This window comes from Anaerostipes sp. 992a, from assembly GCF_001940245.1.
GTDB lineage: Bacteria > Bacillota > Clostridia > Lachnospirales > Lachnospiraceae > Fimousia.
The window spans coordinates 23,458-50,347 of record NZ_MJIG01000003.1; the positions used below are offsets into that span (position 1 = coordinate 23,458).

The 26,890-nt window shown below is 40.0% G+C and carries 21 protein-coding genes; 18 read left to right on the top strand and 3 right to left on the bottom strand.

Going from position 1 to position 26,890, the window contains the following annotated elements; translation table 11 throughout:
- Positions 1-56: 56 nt before the first annotated feature.
- The 8 genes from addB (at position 57) to BHF69_RS01890 (ending at position 14,166) form a co-directional block, all read left to right on the top strand.
- Positions 57-3,431, top strand: a complete 3,375-nt coding sequence (gene addB / locus BHF69_RS01855) for a helicase-exonuclease AddAB subunit AddB (protein WP_075669389.1) — start codon at positions 57-59, stop codon at positions 3,429-3,431.
- On the top strand, positions 3,415-7,092 hold the full coding sequence (gene addA, locus BHF69_RS01860; protein WP_075669390.1) for a helicase-exonuclease AddAB subunit AddA: 3,678 nt from the start codon (positions 3,415-3,417) through the stop codon (positions 7,090-7,092). Before addB ends, addA begins: the two co-directional genes overlap by 17 nt.
- A gap of 54 nt (positions 7,093-7,146) precedes the next feature.
- Entirely contained in the window at positions 7,147-7,326 is a 180-nt protein-coding gene (locus BHF69_RS01865) for a small, acid-soluble spore protein, alpha/beta type (protein WP_330393039.1), read from the top strand.
- A gap of 103 nt (positions 7,327-7,429) precedes the next feature.
- Positions 7,430-8,962, top strand: a complete 1,533-nt coding sequence (gene cls, locus BHF69_RS01870) for a cardiolipin synthase (protein ID WP_075669392.1) — start codon at positions 7,430-7,432, stop codon at positions 8,960-8,962.
- A gap of 65 nt (positions 8,963-9,027) precedes the next feature.
- The gene (locus tag BHF69_RS01875) at positions 9,028-9,813 is read left to right on the top strand and encodes a class I SAM-dependent DNA methyltransferase (RefSeq protein WP_075669393.1); all 786 of its coding nucleotides are present in this window, start codon (positions 9,028-9,030) and stop codon (positions 9,811-9,813) included.
- Positions 9,794-10,672, top strand: coding sequence for an Hsp33 family molecular chaperone HslO (gene hslO, locus BHF69_RS01880; RefSeq protein ID WP_075669394.1), 879 nt, complete (start codon positions 9,794-9,796; stop codon positions 10,670-10,672). Before BHF69_RS01875 ends, hslO begins: the two co-directional genes overlap by 20 nt.
- Before the next feature lie 564 nt (positions 10,673-11,236).
- The gene (ltrA, locus tag BHF69_RS01885; protein ID WP_158022538.1) at positions 11,237-12,517 is read left to right on the top strand and encodes a group II intron reverse transcriptase/maturase; all 1,281 of its coding nucleotides are present in this window, start codon (positions 11,237-11,239) and stop codon (positions 12,515-12,517) included.
- A gap of 248 nt (positions 12,518-12,765) precedes the next feature.
- A complete protein-coding gene (locus BHF69_RS01890) occupies positions 12,766-14,166 on the top strand; it encodes an alanine/glycine:cation symporter family protein (protein WP_075669396.1) in 1,401 nt (466 codons plus the stop codon).
- A 139-nt stretch (positions 14,167-14,305) separates the two neighbouring features.
- Here BHF69_RS01890 and BHF69_RS01895 read toward each other — a convergent pair whose 3' ends face one another.
- Complete coding sequence (locus BHF69_RS01895) at positions 14,306-14,908, bottom strand: TetR/AcrR family transcriptional regulator (protein WP_075669397.1); 603 nt, start codon at positions 14,906-14,908, stop codon at positions 14,306-14,308.
- Between the two features lie 126 nt (positions 14,909-15,034).
- Between BHF69_RS01895 and BHF69_RS01900 the strand changes: the two genes are divergently transcribed.
- Together BHF69_RS01900 and BHF69_RS01905 are read left to right on the top strand one after the other, a co-directional pair.
- Positions 15,035-17,119 carry an efflux RND transporter permease subunit gene (locus tag BHF69_RS01900; protein ID WP_075669398.1) on the top strand — a complete coding sequence of 695 codons (2,085 nt, stop codon included), beginning with the start codon at positions 15,035-15,037 and terminating at the stop codon, positions 17,117-17,119.
- Positions 17,109-18,878, top strand: a complete 1,770-nt coding sequence (locus BHF69_RS01905; RefSeq protein ID WP_075669399.1) for a hypothetical protein — start codon at positions 17,109-17,111, stop codon at positions 18,876-18,878. Before BHF69_RS01900 ends, BHF69_RS01905 begins: the two co-directional genes overlap by 11 nt.
- A 181-nt stretch (positions 18,879-19,059) precedes the next feature.
- Here the strand turns inward: BHF69_RS01905 and BHF69_RS13885 are convergent, their stop codons facing one another.
- Positions 19,060-19,476, bottom strand: coding sequence for a hypothetical protein (locus BHF69_RS13885; RefSeq protein WP_143249456.1), 417 nt, complete (start codon positions 19,474-19,476; stop codon positions 19,060-19,062).
- Positions 19,477-19,659: 183 nt separating this feature from the next.
- On the opposite strand from BHF69_RS13885, the gene BHF69_RS01915 reads away from it, so the two are divergent.
- Positions 19,660-20,310 (top strand): chloramphenicol acetyltransferase, encoded by a 651-nt coding sequence (locus BHF69_RS01915; RefSeq protein ID WP_075669401.1) that lies wholly within the window; start codon positions 19,660-19,662, stop codon positions 20,308-20,310.
- Between the two features lie 148 nt (positions 20,311-20,458).
- Here BHF69_RS01915 and BHF69_RS01920 read toward each other — a convergent pair whose 3' ends face one another.
- A complete protein-coding gene (locus BHF69_RS01920; protein WP_075669402.1) occupies positions 20,459-20,779 on the bottom strand; it encodes a hypothetical protein in 321 nt (106 codons plus the stop codon).
- A gap of 187 nt (positions 20,780-20,966) precedes the next feature.
- Between BHF69_RS01920 and BHF69_RS14095 the strand changes: the two genes are divergently transcribed.
- The 7 genes from BHF69_RS14095 to phoU all read left to right on the top strand — a co-directional run bounded on the left by BHF69_RS14095 (position 20,967) and on the right by phoU (position 26,886).
- Positions 20,967-21,302 carry a helix-turn-helix domain-containing protein gene (locus BHF69_RS14095; protein WP_075669403.1) on the top strand — a complete coding sequence of 112 codons (336 nt, stop codon included), beginning with the start codon at positions 20,967-20,969 and terminating at the stop codon, positions 21,300-21,302.
- A gap of 105 nt (positions 21,303-21,407) precedes the next feature.
- On the top strand, positions 21,408-22,355 hold the full coding sequence (locus BHF69_RS01930) for a magnesium transporter CorA family protein (protein WP_075669404.1): 948 nt from the start codon (positions 21,408-21,410) through the stop codon (positions 22,353-22,355).
- A gap of 165 nt (positions 22,356-22,520) precedes the next feature.
- Positions 22,521-23,390, top strand: coding sequence for a phosphate ABC transporter substrate-binding protein (locus tag BHF69_RS01935; protein WP_075669405.1), 870 nt, complete (start codon positions 22,521-22,523; stop codon positions 23,388-23,390).
- 31 nt (positions 23,391-23,421) lie between these two features.
- A complete protein-coding gene (pstC, locus tag BHF69_RS01940; protein WP_075669406.1) occupies positions 23,422-24,306 on the top strand; it encodes a phosphate ABC transporter permease subunit PstC in 885 nt (294 codons plus the stop codon).
- Positions 24,307-25,401, top strand: coding sequence for a phosphate ABC transporter permease PstA (pstA, locus tag BHF69_RS01945; RefSeq protein ID WP_075669407.1), 1,095 nt, complete (start codon positions 24,307-24,309; stop codon positions 25,399-25,401).
- 56 nt (positions 25,402-25,457) lie between these two features.
- Positions 25,458-26,216: a phosphate ABC transporter ATP-binding protein PstB gene (gene pstB / locus BHF69_RS01950; RefSeq protein WP_075669408.1), complete on the top strand. Its 759-nt coding sequence runs from the start codon at positions 25,458-25,460 to the stop codon at positions 26,214-26,216.
- A 19-nt stretch (positions 26,217-26,235) separates the two neighbouring features.
- Positions 26,236-26,886, top strand: coding sequence for a phosphate signaling complex protein PhoU (gene phoU, locus BHF69_RS01955; protein WP_075669409.1), 651 nt, complete (start codon positions 26,236-26,238; stop codon positions 26,884-26,886).
- Positions 26,887-26,890: the final 4 nt, after the last annotated feature.

Genomic DNA, 26,890 nt, shown 5'->3' on the forward strand with positions numbered 1-26,890 from the left:
TGCTAGAATACTAAAATAAGAGAATGATTATTTTAAGATTAGAAAAGGAAATGAATATGTCTTTACAATTTATTATAGGAAGAAGTGGCAGTGGAAAGACCCATTATATGTATGAAAATCTGATGAAAGCGTCCACGGAGCATGAGGAACAGGAATTCTTCTTCATTGTTCCAGAGCAGTATACCCTGCAGACACAAAAGGATGTAGTAGAAAAGCATCCTTGTCATGGGACGATGAATATTGATATTGTCAGCTTTCCACGTCTTGCTTACCGTATCTTTGAGGAATTGTCATATTTTCCGGAGGCTGTGCTGGAGGATATGGGAAAGAGGATGGTTCTTAGAAAGATTTTGGAAGAACAAAAGGGAGAGCTTAAGATTTTTGGCAGCAGTATTAGGAAGCAGGGATTCATTGAAAACATGAAATCCATTGTTTCGGAGTTCTATCAATATCAGGTTCACCCAGAGGAGCTAAAGAAGGTTCAGGAGAAGGAAACAGGAAATCTAAACTATAAATTGCAGGATTTGATTTTGATCAGAGAGGAATTTCAGAAATTTTTAGAAGGAAAGGGAATTGTGGCAGAACAGCTGTTGGAAGTACTGGCATCAAAGATTTCAGAATCGGAAAAAATCAGGGACAGTATCATTTATATCGATGGATTTACTGGGTTTACACCGATTCAAAATCAGCTGATCGGGGTTCTTCTTACCTTAGCAAAGAAGGTGGTGATTTCCATTACGGCAGATAGCTGGATGGAGGATCGGCGCTTTGTCAAAGAATACGAATTATTCTCCATTTCTTCCCATGCGATTTATAAGATCAAAGAAATGGCCAGGGAAAAGGGCATTGAAATTCTGCCTACCATCCGTATGACGGAAGAAAAAAGGCATCTGGGGGAAGAGAAGGAGGATTTAAAGGCACTGGAAGCAGGGATTTTTCGTTATCCGGTCAAAGCATACGATGGAAAAGTAAAGAATGTAACGTTATTTGCAGGAAGAGACAGACTTTTGGAAGTTCGGACCATATGTGAGCAGATTGCCTGGTATGTAAGAAAGAAAGGATACCGATATCGGGATATTGGAGTGATCGTGGGAGATATGGAGGGTTATAGCTCCCATTTTGAGCAGTGTTTTTTAGAACTTAAGATTCCGTTTTTCATGGACCATAAAAAAAGCATCCTGAACAATCCATGTGTAGAGACCATTCGGGGAATCTTTCAGATTGGGGAAGAGAATTTTTCGTATGAAAGCGTCTTTCGCTATTTGAAAGCGGGGATGAGTGGTCTTAGTTTTGCACAGGTGGATCATCTGGAAAATTACGTGTTGGCACGGGGGATCAAAAACAAAAGACGATGGATGGAGCCATTTGTAACCCCGCTAAAGGGTCAGACAGAAGAAAGCCTGCGGTTTTTGAATGAAAGCAGGGAGCTTTTCTTAGAAGAAGTACAGGATTTTTATCGGGCGTGCAAGAAAAAGAACCGTACAGTGCAAGATCATATGATTGCATTATATGGATTTTTAAGAAAGCTGAAAGTGGAAGAAAAGATGGAAGTCATGGCAGATGGATTTGCGGCAGAAGAAAATTATACGATGGAGCGAACCTATCGACAGATTTATCCTTATGTCATAGAGCTTATGGATAAAATGGTAGAGATTCTTGGTGAAGAAGTCATGACGGTGAAAGAAGTCAAGAATATTTTAGAAACCGGATTGGAGGAAATGACAGTTGGGGTAATTCCTCCAAGTATGGATCAGGTAGTAGTAGGAGATCTTACCAGAACCCGATTAAATGAAGTAAAGGTGTTGTTTTTTGCAGGAATGAACGAGGGCAGTATTCCGAAGCCGGTAGATGGCAATGGAATATTAAATGATTATGAGAGGGAGAAGCTGGCCGAAGATGGAATTACTCTGGCAGAGACCATGATACAGGCAGCATATACGGAGCAGTTCTATCTGTATCTGGCTGTTTCCAAGCCGACAAAGCATCTGTATCTTTCTTATGCCACGGTTTCTGATGATGGAGCTTCGCTGCGACCATCCTATTTTATTCAGAGAATTGAGAAGGTGCTTCCCAATCTTACGCTAACGGAGTTGCATCCGCAGGGGTATTATACCAGAGATTATGAAAAGCATACTTTTATTGCAGGTCTTAGGGAAGAAATTGCAGGAAAGGATGGGGGAGCATGGAAGGAAATCGGAAATGTGTTGATGGATACAGAGGATATTCTTCCTTATCTGGATGCAGGATGCTATGACAATCAGGAGGAGAACCTGTCCAAAGAGGCAGCGAAGGCAGTATATGGGGAAATTCTGCAAAACAGCGTCAGCAGACTGGAACAGTTTGAAGCATGCGCATATGCCCATTTCTTAAGGTATGGCCTTTTGTTAGAGCCAAGACAGGAATTTAAGATCAAGCCGGTGGATCTGGGAAATGTCTTTCATCGTTCTCTGGAGCTGGTTTCGAAAAGGATTCAGGTTACGTATGAAGACTGGAAAGAGATTGATGAAAAGGAGCAGGAGATTCTGACCAATGATGCAGTAGAAAAAGCAGTGCTAGAATGGAACGAAGAGCTGTTAAACAGCAGCCATCGAAATCAGTATGTGATCGAGATCATTAGAAGAATGACCAGAAGAACTGTGTGGGCCTTGGTAAAACATCTGGAAAACAGTGATTTTAAACCATATGCATTTGAGATTTCTTTTTCATCATATGAGAATTTAAATGCTGCAAAATTGTCATTAGAGGATGGCGTAAAGATGCACCTGCGGGGAAAGATTGATCGAGTGGACCGTTTTGAGGATGAAGATGGTATTTATCTAAAGGTGATCGATTATAAATCCGGATATGCGAAATTTGACCTGACCAATCTCTATTATGGCCTTCAGATGCAGCTGGTATTGTATATGAATGCAGTCTTGGAGATTGAGGAGAAGAAGGCCAATGGAAAACCGGTAATTCCCGCTGGAATGTTTTACTATTCGTTAAAAGATCCATTGATTGACTGGGAAAAGGATCAAGATGTGGAGGAACAGATCTTGCGAAAGCTGCAAATGGATGGTTATGTCAATGGTGATCATCACATTATAGAGCATATGGAGCGAGATCTTCCGGCAAAATGCAGATCCATTCCGGTAACCAGGACGAAAAGTGGGTATAGTGCTTATTCCAAGATCATGGATACGGAAAGCTTTCAAAATATTCAAAAATTTACAATGGATAAAATCAAAGAAGCCGGAAATGAGATGATGGAAGGGAAGATTTCCATTGCACCGTATCGAAGAAAGAAGGAAACAGCGTGCGATTTTTGTGAGTTTCGGGAGATTTGTCATTTTGATGAACGAGTGGATCAGTATCGTGATCTGGAAGAAAAGCAGGCAAAGGAATTGCTGGCTATGTGGAAAGGAGAGGATCAGGATGGCATGGACAAGTGAACAGCAAAGAGTCATTGACAGTAGAAATAAAAATCTTCTCGTATCTGCAGCGGCAGGTTCAGGGAAAACAGCGGTGATGGTAGAGAGGATCATTCAGGTGATCTCGGATGAAAATCATCCGGTGGATATTGACCGACTTTTGGTTGTAACATTTACCAATGCGGCAGCGTCAGAAATGAAAGAGAGGATTATGAATGCACTGGAGAAAAGGATAGAAGAGAACCCTGGCAGTGCTCATTTAGTAAGACAGATGGCCAGAATTCAGAAGGCGCAGATTACGACGATACACAGCTTTTGTTTGAATCTGATTCGGGAACACTTTATGGAGATAGATCTAGATCCCGGATTTCGGATTGGTGAAGAAGGAGAAATCAGTCTGTTAGAACAGGAGGCACTGGCACAGGTGCTGGAAGAGGCCTATGAAGAGAAGGCAGAGGATTTTCGCCTTTTTCTGGAAAGCTACGCCACCGGAAAATCAGATAAAAAGATAGAAGAATTTATCTTAAAGGCTTATACCTTTGCAAGGAGTGGAAAGAATCCAAGACAATGGCTTTGCCAGGCTGGGGAGGCATTTGAATGTCAGGAAGGAAAGGTGTTTGAGCAGAAATGGGCCCAGTATCTTCTGGAAGAGATTTCCTATGATGTAGAAGAAATCCTGACCCGTTATGAAAGACTGATGGAGTATGCCCAGTCGCCAGGAATTCCAGATGGACACCGAAAGTCAGTCCTGGAAGAGTGGGGGAGAGTAAAGCTGTTTGGCAAAGAGAAAAGTTTTGCCAACTATATAGAGGCAGCGAACAATTGGAAGAAGACAGCCATACGGGGGCGCGGGAAGAAAGAGCATAGCAAGGATGAAATAAAGCGCTTGATGGATCTTCGAAAGGAAACCCATGAGATTATTGAGAAGGTCATTGCTAAGAAGCTTCCGCCAGATGAAAAAACAATAATCAGGGAAATGGAATGGTGCAGGAAGCCTATGCGTGCATTTGTAAATCTGGTACTTCGATTTATGGATGTAATGGAGGAGAAGAAACGAGAGAAAAATCTGGTGGATTTTTCCGATTTAGAGCAATATGCATTGGCAATTTTAACAGATGGGACATCCAAAGAGGGCATTTCCCTTCCATCCAAAACAGCCACAGAGAAGAAGGAATTTTATCAGGAAATCTATGTAGATGAATACCAGGATACGAATGAGATTCAGGAGGAAATCATAAGACTGGTATCCGGTGAGGACATAGGAAAACATAATCTGTTCACCGTAGGTGATTTAAAACAGAGTATCTATGGATTCCGTCAGGCTAAGCCAGAACTTTTTATTCGTCGTTACTATCATTATGAGAAAGAGGCAGGAGAACATGAGCTGATTGAATTGAAGAACAATTTTCGAAGCAGAAAAGAAGTATTAAATGTCACCAATTACCTGTTTCGGAATTTGATGATCCAGCAGCTAGGTGGCATTGCCTATGATGAAAAGGTTTCCCTGTTCCCGGCGATGGAATTTCCGGAAGGAGAGAAGATGGATGCAGCGACGGAACTGTTATTGCTGCCATTGGATGAAGGAGAGCTTTCTATGACGGATGTGGCAGCAGAGGCAGCAGCCATTGGATATCGTATACGGGGCATGATAGACGGCCCAAATCCCCAGATGGTTACCTGTCAGAATCCAGATGGGACCAAAGGTCTTAGAAAGGCTGAATACCGTGATATTGTAATTTTGCTTCGGACAGTCAGCGGATGGGGAGAGGTCTTTCAGGAGCAGTTAGATCGAATGGGCATTCCGGCGTTTTGTGAGAGTAAAAAAGGCTCTTTTACCTCTATAGAGGTGCAGACCATTATGAGTGTTTTAAAGGTGTTAGATAATGCAAGACAGGATATTCCCTTTACTTCTTTCTTACGGGCACCATTTGTAGGCATGACGGGAGAAGAGATGGTCTGGATGATGAAGGAGATAGGAGGAAATGAGGAAGAAAAGAGAGCAGTTGCGGATTATTTTTATGAATATCTGGAGCATGGAAGCGATGAAGCGATCTTAAAAAAATTAAAGAGGGCACAGCGTTGGCTGGAAGAATTCCGTAGAAAAAAGACATATCTTACGATTCAGGATCTGATCTGGGAAATTCTCATGGAGACCGGATATTATCATTATATTGGTGCTATGCCTGCTGGAGAACGCAGGCAGGCGAATATGCGTATGCTGATGGAAAAGGCCAGAGCTTATGAATCCGGTAGTTATAAAGGATTGTTTTGTTTTGTCCGATATATGGAACAGCTAAAGGAATATGATATTGACTATGGGGAAGCCAATATTCAGGGAGAACATGAGAATCTGGTACGTATCATGAGCATTCATAAGAGTAAGGGGCTTGAATATCCAATCGTATTTTTAGGAGGGCTGTCTAAGAAATTTAATATGATGGATGCGAGAAATACTATTTTGATGCATAGTGAGTATTATCTTGGTCCAGATGTGGTACGATTGGATACGAGAGAGAAGCGGCCTTCTCCGCAGAAAAAGATGATCGCAGCCAAAATGCAGGAGGAAATGCTGGGAGAAGAGCTTAGAATTCTTTATGTGGCAATGACGAGGGCAAAGGATAAGCTGGTCATGACGGGAATCACCCGGAAGCTGTCAGATCGCTTGAAAAATTGTCTTCGTGAGAATAGACAGGGTCCGTGCAGCTATTATCAGATCAAAAATGCCAGTTGCTATATGGACTGGATACTGATGGCATTGATCGCCCATCCGGCCATGGAGAAAGTGATAAAAAGTTATTATCCGAATGAGCAATATGTGTTAAAACAGGCGGATCAGGAAGAGCTAAAGGTGAAGATCCTCTCTCCAGAGTATTTGATCGAAGAAGAATTGATGGCCTATGGAAAGGCTGGGCAACAAAAAGCCTTGCTGTATGAAGCGATTGTTCATAAAGCAGATCGGGAAAAGGTTCAATCTGTGAAAGAGGAGCTATCCTGGCGGTATGCATATGAGAAAGAGGCAGGAGCCAAGATAAAATATTCTGTATCAGAAATCAAACAGCAAAGCCAGCTGGTGTCACAGGAAGAGTACCAGACACCGGCGGTGGAAGAAAAAGAACCATTGGTGCCGGATTTTCTGAAGGAAGAGAAGAAAGTGACGCCGACGTCCAGAGGAACAGCCGTACATAAATGTATGGAGCTTTTGGATTTTACCAGAGATTATACGAAGGAATCTCTCGATGAGGAAATCAAAGGCTGGATTCAAGAAGGAAAAATTGAGGAGCGTTATTATCGTGCCATTCCTCAGAGGCAGATTCTATGGTTCCTTCGTTCTAGAATCGGAAAACGTGCCTCTCGTGCGGCCAAAAGGAATCAGATTTTTAAAGAAAGGCAGTTTGTTATGGGCCTGCCATTAGAGGAGATGGAAACAGAACTGGAAAGCGGGGAACTGGCAGTGATTCAGGGAATCATGGATCTTTATTTTGTGGAAGATGGAGAGCTTGTGCTTGTAGATTATAAGACAGACCGGGTAAAGCGGGGACAGGAAAGTGTTTTGACGGAACATTATAAAAGTCAGATGGAGACTTATCAAAAGGCTCTGGAGCAGATGACTGGACAGCGGGTAAAGGAGGTGTATCTTTCCTCCTTTACCTTAAATAAAAATATTTTGTTGTTGCCAGAATAAAATTTTTCTATCTGCTCATACTGTAATTATCAGCTGATGAAAGGAGAAAGGCAGATGCCGAAAAATACAAAGTCTCCTACAGAAGATGAAAAGCTAAAATATGAAATTGCAGAAGAATTGGGGCTGGCCGATAAAGTACAGAAGGAAGGATGGAAGTCCTTGTCAGCAAAAGAGACAGGCCGCATTGGTGGTTTAATGACCAAGAGAAAAAGAGAAATGAAAAATACAAAATAAAAGGTACCGTCGGAAAATCCGGCGGTATTTTTTTATTTTTTTTGTGTTATAGTTTATAAAACTGTGATAGAATAGTAGAATTAAAGGAAAACAGGTGATAAAGATGAAAAAATTAGCAAAATTTTTATTTAGCAGATTGGTAGTCGGAATTCTTGTACTGTTTCTTCAGATTTACTGGTTTGTCGCAATTGTATTTCAGATTGGTGAGCATAATGATCTTCTGTCTTTTATTCTTAAGACGTTTAGCATTGTGGTAGTAATCTATATTATTAATAAGGATGATAATCCAGCCTATAAGCTGGCATGGGTGATTCCTATATTGACCGTTCCAATCCTTGGCGGGATTATGTATTTGTATCTGGGGAATAAGAAGCCATCGAGAAGGCTTCGGAAAGTTCTGGATCAGGAATTTAGAGACACTGCCTTTTTATTGATGCAGAAGAAAGAGATTTATGATGAAGTGGAAGCACAAGACCCGGTTGTGGCAGGACAGAGTGAGTATATTTCCCAATATGCAGGATTTCCGGCACATAAGCATACACAGACGAAATATTTTTCCAGTGGAGAGGAATGCTATGAGGCGGTTTTAGAGGAGCTGAGAAAAGCAGAGCATTACATTTTCATGGAATATTTTATTGTAAAAGAAGGCAGCATGATGGATGAAATGCTGGACATTCTTAAGGAGAAGGCTGCCAATGGAGTAGATGTTCGATTTATGTATGATGATGTAGGCTGTATCTCTGTTCTGGATGCTGACTTTTATAAAAAGATGGAATCTTATGGTATTTCCTGCATGAGGTTTAATACCTTTGTACCAGTGATTTCTACAGCCTGGAATAACCGTGACCATCGAAAGATCATGGTCATCGATGGGCATACAGCATTTACCGGAGGCTTTAATCTGGCAGATGAATACATCAACCGTGAAGAACGATTTGGATACTGGAAGGACAGCGGTATTATGATCAAGGGGGATGCCGTATGGAACTTAACGGTCATGTTTCTTCAGGTATGGAATCCACTTCGGAAGCAAAAGGAAGATTATAAACAATATCGTCCAAAGAGGTATATGGAAGAGCGTCCGGAGAATGATGGATACGTTCAGCCATATTCGGATACACCTCTGGATTCCGAGACAGTGGGAGAAAATATATATTTGAACATTATTTCTAGTGCGGTAAAATATTTATACATCACAACTCCATATTTGATCATTGATAATGAACTTAGTACAGCTCTCTGTCTGGCGGCAAAACGAGGGGTAGATGTGCGTATCATTACGCCGGGCATTCCAGATAAGAAACTGGTGTTTCTCGTATCACAGTCTTATTATCATAAGCTGGTGGATGCAGGAATTAAGATTTATGAATATACCCCTGGTTTTATTCATGCAAAAAACGTAGTTTGTGATGACAAGATTGCTACAGTGGGAACCGTTAATTGGGATTATCGAAGTCTGTATCTTCATTTTGAATGCGGGGTATTTTTATATAATACAAGTAGCATTCAGGATATTTATGATGACTTTATGAAGACAGTGGAGGTCAGCAGGCAGGTTACGAGAGAGGATTGCATGAAGCCATTGCCGGCACTTATGACACAGAGTATTCTCCGGGTATTTTCACCATTATTGTAACTTACTGGGAGATGTCCCCAGCCTTTATGTGAATAGGCGGTCAATTTGGATCAGGGAGGGAAAAGATGGCTAGTTATGAAAGTTTTGCCAGAGTATATGATGATTTTATGGATAATATCCCATACGATGAATGGGCTGGATATGTGATATCCTTGTTAAAGGAAAAAGGAATTGAGGAAGGCCTTTTGCTGGATTTAGGATGTGGTACCGGGAATATTACACAGCGTCTGGCAAAATCCGGGTATGATATGATCGGCGTGGATAATTCTGCGGAAATGCTGGAAATTGCGCAGGAGAAAAACATAGAAGAAGAAAGTCAGATTCTATATCTGTTGCAGGATATGCGAGAATTTGAGCTGTATGGTACGGTAAGAGCTGTTATCAGTATTTGTGATAGTATGAATTACATAATTGAATATGAGGACTTGACAGAAGTCTTTCGATTAGTTAATAATTATCTGGACCCGGAAGGGTATTTTATCTTTGATATGAATACTTTATATAAGTATGAAACAATACTTGCAGACAATACGATCGCAGAAGATCGGGAAACAATGAGTTTTATTTGGGATAACTATTTCTACGAGGAAGAAAGAATCAATGAGTATAATCTGAATTTATTTCTTCAGGAAGAAGATGGAAGATACCGGAAATTTACTGAGACTCATTATCAGAAGGCGTATACCATAGATGAAGTAAAACAGGCAATCACTGATGGAGGCATGGAATGCATTGCTATCTACGATGCATTTACCAGAGAAGCACCAAGGAAAGATAGCCAGCGGGTATATGTTATTGCAAGAGAAAAAGGAAAGGTGGAGCGAATTCGCGATGGAAGATTACATTATTAGAGGTACGGCTGCAGATAACCAGATTCGTTTTTTTGCAGCATATACAAAGGAAGTAGTAGAAACAGCACGAAAAGCCCATAATACAAGTCCGGTTGCAACAGCAGCACTGGGACGTCTGCTGACAGCAGGAGCAATGATGGGAAGCATGTGTAAGAATGACAGTGATTTGTTAACTTTAAAGATTCAATGTCAGGGACCGATTGGAGGTCTTATGGTAACGGCAGATTCTCATGCCAATGTAAAAGGATATGTGAATCATCCAGAGGTGATGTTACCGATTCGTCCGGATGGAAAGCTGGATGTGGGGGGAGCCTTGGACTTAGGTGTATTAAGCGTTATTAAGGATATTGGATTAAAAGATCCATATGTTGGACAGACGCATTTGGTATCCGGAGAGATTGCAGAGGATCTTACTTATTATTTTGCCAGCAGTGAACAGGTACCTTCTTCTGTAGCCCTAGGGGTGTTGATGGAGAAGAATAATACAGTAAAACATGCAGGCGGATTTATCATACAGCTGATGCCATTTGCAGAGGAAGAAGTAATCGCAGGTCTGGAACAAAAGATTGCCCAATTTACTTCTGTTACTTCAGAATTGGAGCAGGGCAAGACGCCGGAGATGATGATGGAGGATCTGTTGGGAGACTTCGGAGTGACCATTTATGATAAGATTCCAACCCAATTTCATTGTAACTGCAGCAAGGAAAGAGTTGCAAAAGCTGTCATTAGCGTAGGAGAAAAGGAATTAAAAGAGATGATTAGAGAAGGAAAATCCATCGAGGTCAACTGTCATTTCTGTAATACCAACTATGAATTTACAGTAGAAGAGCTGAAAGCAATGCTAAAAAAAGCAAAATAATCTGAATAAAGTGTTTCGAAAGAAGCGATGGTAGGAAGAAAGGAATGGTACGATTTCTTCCTTTACACCATCGCTTCTTTTTGTTTGCGCGCCATGGGCGCGCTCTAACGGGTGAAAGTCCCGAACACGCCTAGGCAACGAGGAAGTGTATAGCCGAACAGCAAGGGTGTCCATCGTGAGGTGGAATCTGAAGGAAGCTGTAAGCAAACTCTTGGTCCGACGGACAGAAATCACATATAAGGCTCGGAAATACGGATAAGTCTGCAAAAGGAGATGAAGTCCAAAAGTTGCTGGAAGTACGAGTAAATGTGGCGGATAGATGAGAGGAAAGAGCGTGCACCTTAAGCGTGGAGGTCTCACAGAGGTATCATTAGCCTAGTAACAACGAACTGTGAGAAGTCAGCCGAGCCCATAGTAGTGAAGAAGTCTCTGTAATGGGGATGGAGTGAAGGGGCGAACAATCAATCAGTTTGAGTATGTCTCGTATTGCAGAAATGACAACATCTGCCGTAACCAATCGGGTAAAAGATGGTCAAATCAAGCGAGACGGAAAGGAAAGAACGCATGGACACAAGTAATCTAATGGAGCAGATATTATCTAGTGATAATCTCAACAGAGCATATCTGCAAGTCGTACGAAACAAAGGTGCAGAGGGAGTGGACGGAATGAAGTACACAGGACTCAAGGAACATCTTGCAAAGAACGGCGAAATCATCAAGGAACAGTTGAGGACAAGAAAATACAAACCTCAACCAGTACGAAGAGTGGAGATACCAAAGCCTGATGGTGGTGTCAGAAACCTAGGAGTACCAACGGTAACAGACAGATTTGTACAACAAGCCATTGCACAGGTACTAACACCAATCTATGAGGAACAATTCCATGACCACAGTTATGGATTCAGACCGAATAGGTGTGCACAACAAGCAATCCTAACAGCACTTGATATGATGAATGATGGTAATGATTGGATTGTAGACATTGACTTGGAAAAGTTCTTTGACACAGTAAATCATGACAAGCTGATGACCTTAATTGGAAGAACAATCAAGGATGGAGATGTCATCTCCATTGTGAGAAAGTATCTTGTCAGTGGAATTATGATTGATGATGAGTATGAAGACTCTGTAATAGGAACACCGCAAGGAGGAAATCTTTCTCCGCTACTAGCGAATATCATGCTCAATGAACTTGACAAAGAAATGGAAAAGCGAGGGCTCAATTTCGTGAGATATGCGGATGACTGTATCATCATGGTTGGGAGTGAAATGTCTGCAAATCGAGTAATGAGAAATATCTCTCGATTCATTGAGGAGAAACTAGGGCTTAAGGTCAACATGACAAAGAGTAAAGTGGATAAACCGCAAGGACTCAAATACCTTGGATTTGGATTCTATTTTGATTCAAGAGCACACCAATACAAGGCGAAGCCACATGCAAAATCAGTTGAGAAGTTCAAGAAGAGGATGAAGGAACTCACCTGTCGTAGCTGGGGTGTAAGCAACAGCTACAAAGTGGAGAAACTCAATCAACTTATCAGAGGATGGGTTAACTACTTCAAGATAGGGAGTATGAAACATCTGTGCAGAGAAATGGATAAACATATCCGATTCAGACTTCGTATGTGTATATGGAAACAATGGAAAACACCACAAAACAGGGCAAAGAATTTAATGAAACTAGGCGTGCCCCAATGGGCAGCAAAGCGAACATCCTACGCTAAAGGGTTCGCAAGAGTATGTCGAGGTTCAGATGTATGCCAAGCTATAAGCAATAAGAGACTAACCTCATTCGGATTAGTCTCAATGTTAGATTACTACACCGAAAGGTGTGTTACTTGTTAAGTTGATTGAACCGCCGTGTACCGAACGGTACGCACGGTGGTGTGAGAGGTCGGAATTTCTCAATCAAGAGAAATTCCTCCTACTCGATTTAAATTTTGTTATAAAAAAAATCCCCTCTTGTCGAATAAAGAAGAATGTGGTAAACTGGACATTGTCCGTGAAGAAAAGACAAATGTATGCGGATAGAATCACATATTAAATTTCATATATAGAGATATTGAAAGAGAAGAAGAGAAGGAGAACAAGCAATGTTAAAGCAAGCAAATGATTTTATTATATGGCTGGATAATGCAGTCTGGGGAGTACCGTTGATCGTATTGATCCTATCTGTTGGAATTTTTCTGACGATTCGTTTAAGACTTCTTCAAGTAAAGCATCTTCCAAAAGCATTAAAGTATATGTTCAAAAACGAGGATGACGGAAATGGAGAGGTAACCAGCTTCGGAGCACTCTGTACAGCATTATCTGCAACCATTGGTACCGGTAATATGGTAGGTGTTGCGACTGCTTTGGTGACAGGAGGAGCAGGAGCTTTATTCTGGATGATAGTCGCAGCATTCTTTGGAATGGCAACGAAATATGCAGAAGGACTTCTTGCAATTAAGTACCGCGTGATCAAAGAGGATGGTCATGTTCTCGGAGGACCGTTCTATTATATTGAAAACGGAATGGGGATCAAATGGCGTTGGCTGGCAAAGGTATTTGCGTTCTTTGGAGCATGTGTGGGGCTTTTTGGAATCGGTACCTTTACTCAGGTCAATGGAATTGCTTCTGCAGTAAGAGATTTCTTTGATCCAAATTCTGTTCATGTTGTAAGTGTTATGGGAAGAGAATATTCCTGGGCCATTATCATCACTGGAATCATCCTGACAATCTGTGTCGGAGCCGTTGTCATTGGTGGATTAAAGAGGATTTCTTCTGTAGCACAGATTGTGGTTCCATTTATGGCAGTTACCTATATTGTGATCGCAGTTGCCGTGATCGTTCTGAATTTTCATCATATTCCGGCAGCAATTATGGAAATTATACAAAGTGCCTTTGGACTTAGAGCAGCAGCAGGTGGTGTGTTAGGAGCAATGATCGTCGCTATGCAAAAGGGTATTGCGCGAGGCATTTTTTCCAATGAAGCAGGACTGGGTAGTGCTCCAATCGCAGCGGCAGCAGCGCAGACAAATGAATGTGTCAGACAGGGACTTGTTACGATGACGGGAACATTTATCGATACCATTGTAATTTGTACAATGACCGGACTTTGCATCGTATTGACCGGTTCTCATACAATCGGATTAGAAGGAGTGGCGGTTACAACTCATGCTTTCCAAGCAGGCTTGCCAATTCCTCCGCAGATTTCTGCATTTTTAGTTATGATGTGTCTGGTATTCTTTGCCTTTACAACCATCTTAGGATGGGATTATTATGGAGAAAAATGTCTGGAATACTTAATGAACGGAAACTTAAAAGTAGTAAAAGCCTATCGCTGGTTATATATTCTGGCAGTTTTCATCGGACCATTTATGACAGTGGAAGCTGTTTGGACCATTGCTGATATTTTCAATGCGCTGATGGCATTGCCAAACCTGATTGCCATTTTGTTCCTGAATAAAGTAATCGTATCAGAAACAAAGGCTTATTTTGCAAAGTTAAGATAAATGTAAGCATATAAAAATATAATAATAGAAAAAGCAGATTTTCAATTCTATCATAAATTAGATAGAACAGGAAAGCTGCTTTTTTTGTTCTATAGGAGGCTTTGTTTCTATTAGAACAAAAACCCTCCATAAGTCATGATCATTCCAGCATCTGGCTATGGATGATCTGACGGACGCATTGGTAGAGATAAGGCTTGTATTCTGAAAGACTAATGGGTTCCTCATATAAGATAATACTATGGCAGGTAGATCCCACCAGTTCGATCAGCATAAAAAGAAGAATTTCTGGATTTTTAAATTCATGTGGAGAATCTTCGATCATGCGTTCATAGACGGAATAAAAGTCCAAGGTCTGATCTGTGTCAGAGTGAATCAGAGCGGATTTAAAAATGCCCCAGCTAAGATTCTTGGAAATAAAAGTAGTCATCTTAGGATTCTGGCTCAACGATTCCAGTACATGATCAATGATGAAGATGATTTTATCTTCAAATATAGTAATCTTGGTCTTTTTAAGAGCATCATCGGCCTTTTGAAACAAATAGCTAGACTGAACAGCAATCAGCTGATCGCGAAGATCGTATTTATCTTTAAAATATAAGTAAAAGGTGCCTTTTGCTAATCCGGCTTTTCGTACAATGTTGGATATGGAAGTATCGTGAAAGCCCTTGCTGGTAAAAAGCTCCAGTGCCGCATCAAATAATTTTCTTTTTTTTTCTCTTTTTTTTTCTTCAATTTTCCCCATATAAGCACCTCTTGTCGTTTTTTGTAGTGTATCACAAACAAAAAATAATTGCAATTAAATATTGACTGATGGTCATTTCTGTGCTATAACCATAGTTGAAAATATGACTGGTGGTCATTTTAAGGAGTGATAAGAGTGAAAATAGGACATTTTATAGCGAAGCATAAGAAGCTGATTGCTGCAATCTGCCTTTTGCTCCTGATTCCCTCTGTCTTTGGATATGTGGATACTCGAATCAATTATGATGTGTTAAGCTATTTGCCGGATTCTTTGGAAACGGTCAGTGGGCAGGACATTATGGTGGATGAATTCGGAATGGGTGCATTTTCCATGGTCATTGTGGAAGGGATGGAGCCAAAGGAGGTGGTCAGCCTGAAAGAAGAGATGTTGAAGGTAGACCATGTGGAAGATATAGTATGGTATGACAACTTTGTGGATATTTCGGTACCCATGGAGATGATTCCCGATGATCTGCGAGAAGCTTTTAATAAGGGGGATGCTACTATGATGGTAGTGTTGTTTGATGATACGACATCCTCTGATGATACCATGGAAGCAGTCAGTCAGCTGCGTAAGGTGGTATCCAAAGATTGCTTTATCAGCGGCATGTCAGGAATTGTAACGGATATTAAAAATCTGGCATTGCAAGAGATGCCGATTTATGTTGTGATTGCCGCAACATTATCCCTGCTTGTATTGATGGGTACGATGGAATCTTTTGTAGTACCATTCTTATTTTTATTTAGCATTGGTGCTGCAATTCTTTATAATCTGGGCAGCAATATCTTCTTGGGTGAAATTTCTTATATTACCCAAGCATTGACAGCGGTCCTTCAGCTTGGAGTGACGATGGACTATTCCATCTTCCTGTTAAATAGTTACGAAGAGAATAAGAAAATCTATGGAGCGGATAAAGAAGAGGCCATGGCACATGCGATCAGCAAGACATTTACGTCTGTGCTGGGAAGTTCTGTAACAACAGTGGCTGGCTTTCTTGCACTGATGTTTATGACTTTTGCTTTGGGCAGAGATATTGGAATTGTAATGTCCAAGGGTGTGATCATTGGGGTGATCTGCTGTGTTACATTGCTTCCATCGCTGATTTTGATTTTTGATAAATGGATTGAACGGACCAGTCACAAACCATTGATTCCTGATTTATCAAAAATATCTGCTTTTTTAACGAAACATTATCGGATTTTTATTCTTTTATTTATTTGTATTCTTCCAGTTGCATATTATGGAAATAAGCATGTAGAGGTATATTATAATTTGGACCAGTCTCTGCCGAAGGACCTGGATAGTTCCAAGGCCAATGCAAAGCTGGATCATAGCTTTCATATGAACAACATCTATATTGCAATGCTGGATAAAAATTTATCCGCAAAGGATAAAAGCAGTATGATGGATGATATTGATCAGGTAGATGGCATTAAGACGGCATTGGGCATTCCATCAATTGTGGGTGCGGCTATTCCGGATGACATGCTTCCAGAACAGGCGACAGAAATGCTGCGAAGTGATAAGCATGAGCTGATTTTCATCTGTTCTGATTATAAATCAGCGACAGATCAGGTAAATCATCAGATTCAGGAAATCGGCAGAATTGTAAAATCCTATGATAAAGATGCGATCATTATTGGAGAAGCACCGTTGATGAAGGATCTTGCCGATGTTACCAACGTAGATCTTGCCAATGTAAATATGGTTTCTATACTGGCAATTTTCATCATTATCATGCTGGTATTTAAATCCATATCCCTGCCGGTTATATTAGTTTCTGTGATTGAGTTTGCCATCTTTATTAATATGGCCATTCCATATTATTCTGGCATAGAGCTGCCTTTTGTGGCCAGTATCGTCATAGGAACGATTCAGCTCGGAGCGACCGTTGATTATGCAATTTTAATGACGACTAGATATCAAAATGAACGGCTGGCAGGAGTGGGCAAGAAGGAGGCAATTATGATCGCTCATAATACTTCCATGAAATCTGTTTTGACCAGTGGACTAAGTTTATTTGCTGCTACCTTTGGTGTGGCATGCTATTCAAGAATTGATATGATTGGATCAATCTGTACGTTACTGGCGCGAGGAGCTGTTATCAGTACTATTGTAGTGCTGACGGTACTCCCGGCATTGTTTACTGTATTTGACCCATTAATCTGTAAGACAACATTAGCATTCAGGAGGAAGAACAATGAAGTATAAGAAAGTAATGGCAGGAGTCATGGCTGCTGTATTCACATTTTCCATGACATCTCCCGTTTGGGCAGGTCAGGAAGCAGATGGTGTTGTAAAATCAGAAACCGTTTATGTGAAAGCCGATAAGACAGGAAAGGTAAAAGAAACTATTGTCAGTGACTGGCTTCAAAATATCGGTGACAAGAAAACCATTGAGGATACTTCTACCTTAAATCAGATTAAGAATGTAAAAGGTGAAGAAACTTTTACAAGGGGGAACAAGGGAGCTGTTAACTGGAAAGCAAACGGAAATGATATCTATTATCAGGGTACAACAGATGAAGAAATTCCAATTAAGCTTACTGCATCATACTGGCTAGATGATAAGAAGATAAAGCCGGAGAAATTAAAAGGAAAAAGCGGTCAACTGAAAATCAAGATCATAACAGAAAACACGGAGGATACACCATTTACGGTATTATCCATGATGACCATTCCATCTGATCAGTGTAAAAATGTATCCGTTACCAATGGAAAGGTAATTGCAGATGGAAAGAATGAAATCATTGCTGGCATTACCATGCCGGGATTGGCCAAACAGTTAGACATTGACCAGTTTGATAATAAAGATTTAAGCTCTGTTACAATTAAATGTGAAATTCAGGATTTTGAACCGGTGTCTATCTATAGTGTAGCTATGAACGGACTGTTGAATGATATTGATTTCAATGATACCGATGAATTGACGGATATGCTGGATACATTAAAAAATTCTTCTAAGCAGTTGGTGAAAGGTGGAAAACAGGTTTCTTCTGGAATGAACAGTCTGTCTGCCAAAGCCAAAGAATATACGGATGGAGTGCAAAAATATATTGATGGAGTAAATACCTATAAGAATGGTGTTGCTAAAGTATCCAGTGGACTGAATCAGCTGGCTTCTGGAAGCATGGATCTGGTTAGTGGCTCTGATAGTGTTGCATCTGGAGCTAAAACGATAGATAACAGTATGGCAGAGCTTGCATCCAGTATGGCACAGCTACAAAGCGGCGCTGGTCAGGTTTCCTCTGGGATTGCCACTCTGGATTCTCAACTTGCCCAGGCACAGGCCTCTCTGGCGGAAAAAGCAAGTGAATTAGAGACAAAGAAAAGTCAGGTAGAAAGCTTGATTCAGACACAGACAGCATTAATGAATGCAACAGAAGATGAACAGACCAAACAGGTACTGCAGTCTTCCATCGAAACAGAGCAGGCATTATTATCTGAATTATCTTCCAGTTCCCAGACGATATCATCTACCCTGTCTACCATTCGAAGCTATACGGGTGAAAATGGCTCTTTGCGAAATGGAGCAGCACAGGTTGCTGCAGGCATGAATACTGCGACAGCCGGAGCTAAGAAGATCAAACAGGGAACAAAGACATTGGCAGCTGGTGCAGAAGCAGTATCCAACGGAGCAGGAAGCTTAAGTTCAGGACTGCAAACGGCAAAAAATGGTACAGATCAGCTCAGCAAAGCCAATGGGACATTGGAAAAGGGTGGAAAGAAGCTTTCCTCTGCTAGTGGACAGTTGAATAGTGGTATCGCCAAATTACAAAATGGCAGTGATCAGTTGACGCAAGGCTTGATGAAGTTTGATAAGGAAGGCATTTCTAAGGGAGCAGATACGGTAGGAGATCTGTTCGATAAGTTAGACAGTGTCATTGATCAGGATGCAGAATATAACAACTTCTCAGGAATATCGAAAGGAATGGATGGAGAAGTGAAGTTTATTATTGAATTACAATAAAGGGACAGAAGGACTGCTGCTTATGGGGAAAACCTGTGGGTAGCAGTTTTTTGATATAAAAAATACGGGTTTTGTGGACTAAATGAAGAAGAAAATTTCTCCTCCTGCGCCTAGGATGCCAGAACGTAAGAACAACCAAAGCTGTCTGGATTTACCCCGAGCCAAACCCTAATCCGCTCCGCTAGTCGGGCTTGGCATGGCACAAGACGAACTGCCTTCCTTTTTTCCATAACAGTTGGAAAGGTAAGTAAACTTCCCTACCAACTGTCCTATGGAAAACAGTCATCTTCGATGCCTGAAGCAGTTCTGGTGATAGAATCCAGCCAACAGGTTGTTCTAACATTCCGCATATGTCGCTTTCGGAGAAGTTTTCTTCTTTTCCATGTTCCGTTTCTCCATATGAATATGGGAGAAGCCAATACACTACAAAGAACGAAACCATTCCGGTAAAGCAATCTGCGAAGGAGCTTACATGTTTTCTCAGGCAGAAAATCTTTGGCAAAAGCGATGCTTTTGGTCGTCCATAAGGACAAATGGCTGGAAGCTTGCTTACATAGCCATTTGTCCCTGGACGAGGGATAAGATTTTCGTCTGTCATGGTGTAGAAAAAAGGAAAACATGTATCAGATTTGGAAGCTCCGTAGCCTGATTGCTGACCGGAATGATTTCGTTCTCACACATTATCCCATAGTCAAAGAAACCCGCATTTATTTTACAAATATATTGTGAAAAATTAGGATAAAAGCTATAATGAAAAAACAGACTGGAACGAGGTGAAATTATGTTTACAAGAATCAACCAGGAGCAATGGGAAAGAAAAGAGCATTATGAATATTATACAAAAGTGCTTCCTTGCAGCTATAGTGTTACGGTGCAGTTGGATGTTACAATGCTTAAGAAACGGGTAGAACAGTATGGAGATCGGTTTTATCCGGTATTTGTGTACTGTGTATCCAGAGCGATTAATGGAAGAAAAGAGTTTCGCATGGGAACGGACGGGGATGGAAATCCAGGATATTGGGATGTGGTACATCCTAATTTTACGATTTTTCATAAGGACGATCATACCTTTTCTGATGTCTGGACCTACTATACAGATTCTTTTTTAGAGTTTTATGATGGAATGACTAAGGTGATGGAAACATACAAGGATGTAAAAGGAATCAAAGCCAGAGATGGACAGCCTCAAAACTTTTATTGTATCTCATGTGTACCATGGATGTCCTTTACCGGATATCAGACTTATGTTGCAGGTAACAGAGTAGCGTTATTTCCAATTATTACCTATGGAAAGTATGAGGAAAGAGATGGAAAGTGGCAGATGCCGGTGACGTTGACCATTAGCCATGCGGCAGCCGATGGATATCATAGCAGTCAGCTTTTTTTAGAAATTCAGCAGATTATCGATCAGGATTATCGGTGTTTAAAATAGATGGTTTTGTGTTAGATTTCCTTTCACAAGAGTAGGATGATATACTTTTTATAGTTCAGAAAACAAATAGATTAGTTTGATTATCTTTCTACAATAAAAGGAACCAAAAAAATGGAGTTAAATCAACTCCATTTTTTTATAGTCCCTTTTATGCATTCTCAACTTCGTCATCATCATCTAAATCTTCTGGATCTTCCAAATCTTTAGAATCTTCTTTTTCAGTATCATCTGTAATATTAATGCTTACATATTCACGGTCGGACTTATCTTCGAAAACTTCATTGTCATCAAAATCATCCATATCCTCATCGTCGAAATCATCAAAATCATCGTCACTCGCAAACTTTTCTTTAACGGAGGATAAGATGTCTGCAACAGAATCCTTAAACAAGTACAAAGCACCGCCGATAGAAGCAAGGATAGCGATCAGCTTTATAAGTTTAGAGATTACACAGCTTTTCTTTTTCACTTCATTCACCTTCTTTATTTCATACTTTTATAGATATTGTAATCCATTTACTTCAAAATTGCAATTTATATTTTTCCCATTTGAGAGAAGAAATATATATCAAAAAACTATATATATAGTACATCACACTTTAAATATAGTACCACTAAAATGGGTGAAAGTTAAAATAAGAAGCAGAGGTGATGGAATGAATCGGGTGAAAAGTCTTCGGCTGGAAAAAGGAATTACACAACAGAGATTATCCATGGATATTCATGTTTCTCAGCAATATATCAGTAAGGTTGAAAATGGCGACTCTGCGTTGACGGAAGACATTATCATACGGCTGGCAAAATATTTTCATGTATCATTAGCCTATTTGCTGGGAATTTCAGATGATAGATTTAGTGAGATCATAAAAGAAAATGAAGATCCAGGAGTACGGGAATGGTTGGAATATTATTACCGTTTGAATAAGGAAAATCAGAATACAGTTACCGTATTGAGCAAATATTTGATCGAAGTACAGAATAAGAAGGATTGACCTTTAGACTTTACAGACGCCAATCGCTACGTTATAATGGACATGACGTGCCGCGATGGGCGTTTTTATATTTGGATGGAATTATTCTGAAAAGGAGGGGATATCATGATCAAAATCTTTAAAACGTATGAAGAAACAGGAATTACGGAGCAGATCGATACGATAGAACGTGAATCCTGGGTTGCCATGACAGCACCCTCTGCAACGGAAATTTTAAAAATATCCAAGGAATTTAATATAGAAATAGACGATCTAAAAGCACCTTTGGATGAGGAAGAACGTTCTCGTTTGGAGAAGGAAGATAATTATACCATGATTTTGGTGGATATTCCCGTGATTGAGCGAAGAAATGAGAAGGATTGGTATGAGACGATTCCACTGGGTATCTTTATTACAGAGAAGGTGATCTTTACCATATGTTTAAAGGAAACACGCATTTTAAAACAGTTTATGGATGGTCTGGTGCCAGATTTCTGTACATATAAGAAGACTCGGTTTGTATATCAGATTCTTTATAACAATGCAGCTCTGTATCTGCATTACCTGCGTGTGATTGACAAGAAAAGTGAGGAAATTGAAAAAATCCTTTTAGAAGATTCTAAGAATCAGGATTTGATTCAGTTATATGAGCTGGATAAATGTCTCGTTTACTTTACGACCTCATTGAAGTCCAACGAGCTCGTAATGGAAAAAATGTTAAAGACAAACAGTATCCGTCATTATGCAGAGGATGAAGATCTTTTGGAGGATGTTATCATTGAGAATAAGCAGGCCATGGAGATGACGCATATTTATCATAATATTTTAAGAAGTATGATGTCCTTGTTTAGCTCCATCATTGATAATAATCTAAACCAGATCATGAAGCTTCTGGCTGCAGTTACCATTGTGGTCGAGCTGCCAACCTTGATATCTGCATTTTATGGAATGAATGTAAGTCCGATCAGTATGCCATTTTCCACTAGCCCATGGGCATTTGGACTGATTGCTGTCTTTTCCTTTGTAGTATGTATGGTTGCAGTGTATATTCTGAAAAAGAAGGATTTATGGTAGAATCATATTTTCTTTACAAGCGGTTAACAAAACTTAACAATAGAGATATATTAGTTTAACAAAGAAAGGCTATATTTACTTTTGTAATTAACACAGACAAAGGTGAAGATAGCTTTTTTCTTTGTCTGTCAATCAAACATGAAAAATGTTAATGGAGGAAGAAAAATGAGAATTAAGAAATTATTAGCAACAGCAGCTTTAGCAGCAATGACATTTTCTTTAGTAGCTTGTGGTGGCAGCAATGACAAAAGCGCTGATACATCTAGCAGCGATAAAGGAACGATTACTATTACAGGATCTACTTCTGTAGAACCAATCGTAAATGCAATGAAAACAGAATATGAAGCATTACATCCAGATGTTAAGATTCAGTATACAGGAAATGGATCTTCTGCAGGAATTCAGGATACCATCAAAGGTGTAAACAATATTGGAGCATCTTCTCGTGAATTAACAGATGAAGAAAAAGCAGAAAATTTAAAAGAAACCGTATTTGCTTATGATGGAATTGCAGTAGCAGTTAATCCAGCAAATGATGTAAAAAATATTACATTAGAACAGCTTCAGAAAATCTATTCTGGAGAAATTACAAACTGGAAAGAACTTGGCGGAAAAGATGCAGAAATTTATGTAGTATCCAGAGAAGAAAGCTCAGGAACAAGAAGTGCATTTGAAGAATTGATCAAGTTAGAAGAAACAGATGGCTTAACAAGTTCTGCAGCAGTATCTGAAGGAAATGGACCAGTACAGTTAGCAGTAGCAAAGAATGAAAATGCAATTGGATATGTATCTTTCGCTTACATTGATGATACAGTAAAACAGTTAACTGTTGAAGGTGTAGAAGGAACTGTAGAAAATGTTAAAAACAGCACATACCCACTGTCTAGACCATTCTTATTTGTAGTAAAAGATGGTGCTGATAACAAAACAGCTGATGAATTCTTAAAGTTTGCAGTATCTGAAGATGGACAGAAATGTGTAACAGATAACAACGGAATCACAGTAGCAGAAGAAGAAGCAGCACAGAGCAAATAATTACTGACGGATCAGTTAAAGGAGAAAACGTATGGAACGCAACAAAGTAAGAGATACCATAGAGCGTATCGTTGAAACAATCTTTTTGCTGAGTGCTTTGGTTGGCGTAGTTTCTGTTATTGCAATTATCGTATTCGTATTCTATAAAGGACTTCACCCATTTTTCGGAGAACAGGCATATCCGTTCTTAGACTTTATTACCGGAACAAAATGGGCTCCAGGGGAAGGAACCTATGGAATCTTACATATGATCGTTGCATCCATTGTTGCAACATGCGGAGCAATTGTTGTAGGAGTCCCAATTGGACTCCTAACAGCAGTGTTCTTATCAGAAATTGCAGACGAAAGACTGGTGAAGATTATCAGACCTGCTGTAGAGCTTCTGGCAGGAATTCCTTCTGTACTGTATGGGGTGTTTGGTGTAGGTGTTATTGTACCGGCAATCTTAAAAATAACTCCTCAGGTACAGGGACAATCCATTCTGGCAGTTATGATCGTATTGACGATTATGATTCTGCCAACCATTATTACATTATCAGAAACAGCATTGCGTGCCGTTCCAGATCGTTATAGAGAGGCTTCCCTTGGGCTGGGAGCTTCCCCTATTCAAACGATCTTTTGTGCTACAATTCCAGCTGCCAAGTCAGGAATTTTATCTGCAGCTGTATTAGGAGTGGGACGTGCGATTGGAGAGACCATGGCGGTTATGCTAGTAGCGGGAAATCCAGAATCAGGAATGCTTTCTTCTATCTGGGACCAGATTCGTCCGTTAACGACCAATATTGCCATTGAAATGGGATATGCATCCGGTCAGCAACAGGAAATGCTATTTGCAACAGGTGTTGTCCTGTTTATTTTCATTATGATTGTAAATCTGATTATGATTACAATTACAAAGAAAGCGGGGAACGAGTAAATGAGAAAAAATCAGAAAATCAAAGACGGTATTTTAAGTAGCTGCATTTACGCATCCGCCGCATTTACCGTATGTATTTTGGTATTTATCATCGGATTTATTTTTGTAAAGGGGATTCCTAAAATCAATGGTCATTTTTTAACAGCCGCTTATGATGATGAAACTGCATATGTGATCGCAGAAACAATTCCGGAAGAAAATCGGGCATCTGATAAGAATCTGTTATCTGAAATCGGTGTGTACTATGATCTGGAGGACGATGGAGTCAGCATGAAGGTTACTGATTTTACAGCAGATTCAACAGCAAAGGATGTAACGAATATGAATGGGGAAGGGGAAAAGATCTCAAAAGGAGATCTGATCACCAGCATAGAACCAAATGATGCCAATCATGTTAGGATCAAGGTGACCAAAGTAGGAGGTGGGATTATGCCAATGATGGTATCTACACTGTTTTTGGTTGTGTTGTCCCTTTTGATTGCAGCACCAGTTGGAATCTTATCTGCCATTTATTTGAATGAATATGCAAAACCGGGAAGATTATTAACGATCATCCGATTTGCTATACAGAATTTATCTGGAATTCCTTCTATCATTTATGGATTATTTGGAGCATTGGTGTTTGTGCAGATGTTAGGAATGCAATATTCCATTCTGGCAGGAGCCTTAACCATATCTATTATTTTACTTCCAACGATGATTTCTACGACAGAGGAAAGCTTGAAAGCGATTCCAAAGGGAATCAGAGAATCTTCTTTGGGACTGGGAGCGACAAAGCTTCAGACTACTTTGAGGGTGGTGGTACCAAATGCATTGCCTGGAATCTTAGTAGCAGTCATTTTAAGTATTGGAAGAATTGTAGGAGAATCAGCAGCATTATTGTTAACAGCTGGTACAGTAGCAGCAATTCCGAATGCTTTGACTGGAGAGGGAGCAGCAGCGGCTACGCTGACCATTAAAGCATATACCATTTTGAAGGAAACCGGAGATGTATCCACCTCATGTGGAATTGGAGTAGTCTTAATTGTATTGATTATTTTATTGAATCTGGCTTCTAAAGCAGTGACTGCTCGTTTTATGAAGAAGCAGGGGTAGTATGATAGAACAAGAATGGCGGAAAAGGACAAAAACCGCCATAGCAGGAGAGAATTATGGAACATAAAAATAAATTTACAGTCAGAGATCTGGACTTGTATTATGGTGATTTTCAGGCATTGAAGAAAATCAATATGGATATTAAAGAAAAAGAAATTACTGCGTTTATTGGACCATCTGGTTGTGGAAAATCTACATTCTTAAAAACCATTAACCGTATGAATGATCTGGTAGATGGAGTGAGAATCGATGGACAGATTTGTATGGATGGCATTGATATTTATAGTGACATTGATGTGGTAGCATTGAGAAAGAGGGTTGGAATGGTCTTTCAGCAGCCAAATCCATTTCCAATGTCCATTTATGATAATGTAGCATATGGACCAAGAATTCATGGAATTAAGAAAAAATCCCAATTGGATGAAATTGTGGAAACCAGTCTTCGCCAGGCAGCTATCTGGGATGAGACGAAGGATCGATTAAAGAAAAGTGCACTGGGAGTTTCTGGTGGTCAGCAGCAGAGAATCTGTATTGCACGTGCGCTGGCGGTAAAACCAGAAGTAATTTTGATGGATGAACCTACTTCAGCACTGGACCCAATCTCTACCTTAAAAATTGAGGATCTGGCAGTAGAGCTTAAGAAAGATTATACGATTATTATGGTTACCCATAATATGCAGCAGGCAAGCCGTATTTCTGATAATACCGCTTTCTTCCTGGTAGGAGAGGTAATCGAATATGGTAAGACGATGGATATTTTCCAGAATCCAAAGAATCAGAAGACGGAAGACTATATTACCGGACGTTTTGGTTGATGCATAAAGGAGTAGTAACATGACAAGAATTAATTTTATTTATGAATTAGAACAGCTGAATAAGCATTTTATCGTATTGGGAAGACTACTGGAGCAGTCCTTTGATATGACAGTAAAAGCAGCAGATCTGTTGGATAAAGACGTGGCAAGAGAGGTCATTGAGAAAGATGATCAGTTCGATGAAATGGAACGGAGAATTACAGCAGACTGTATCCAGCTTATCGTAAAGCAGCAGCCTATTGCGAAAGATGTAAGAAATGTAGTGACAGTGATGAGAGCTGGCAAGGAAATTGAAAAGATGGCAGACCATTGTGAAAGTATTTGCCGGTATATCATTATGCTGTGTGAAGAAAAAGTCATTGAGACTCCGGAAACACTGCAAAAAATGATTGACTTAACGAAAAAAATGGTGTTAGATGTAATAGAAAACTTTATTACAAAAGACATGCAGGAAAATAAAAAAATTATAGAACAAGATGAAGTAATCGAGGAGTATTTCTCCACACTTCGAAGTGAATTGGTTGAAAGGATGCAGAAACATCCAGAAGAAATTGCCCAGTCTGTTGATTATCTAATGATTGCAAGATCAGTGAACAGAATGGCGGCACATGCGATCAATATTGCGAAATGGATTAAATATATGGTAACAGGAGAATTAGCTTCCCATTAGCCTC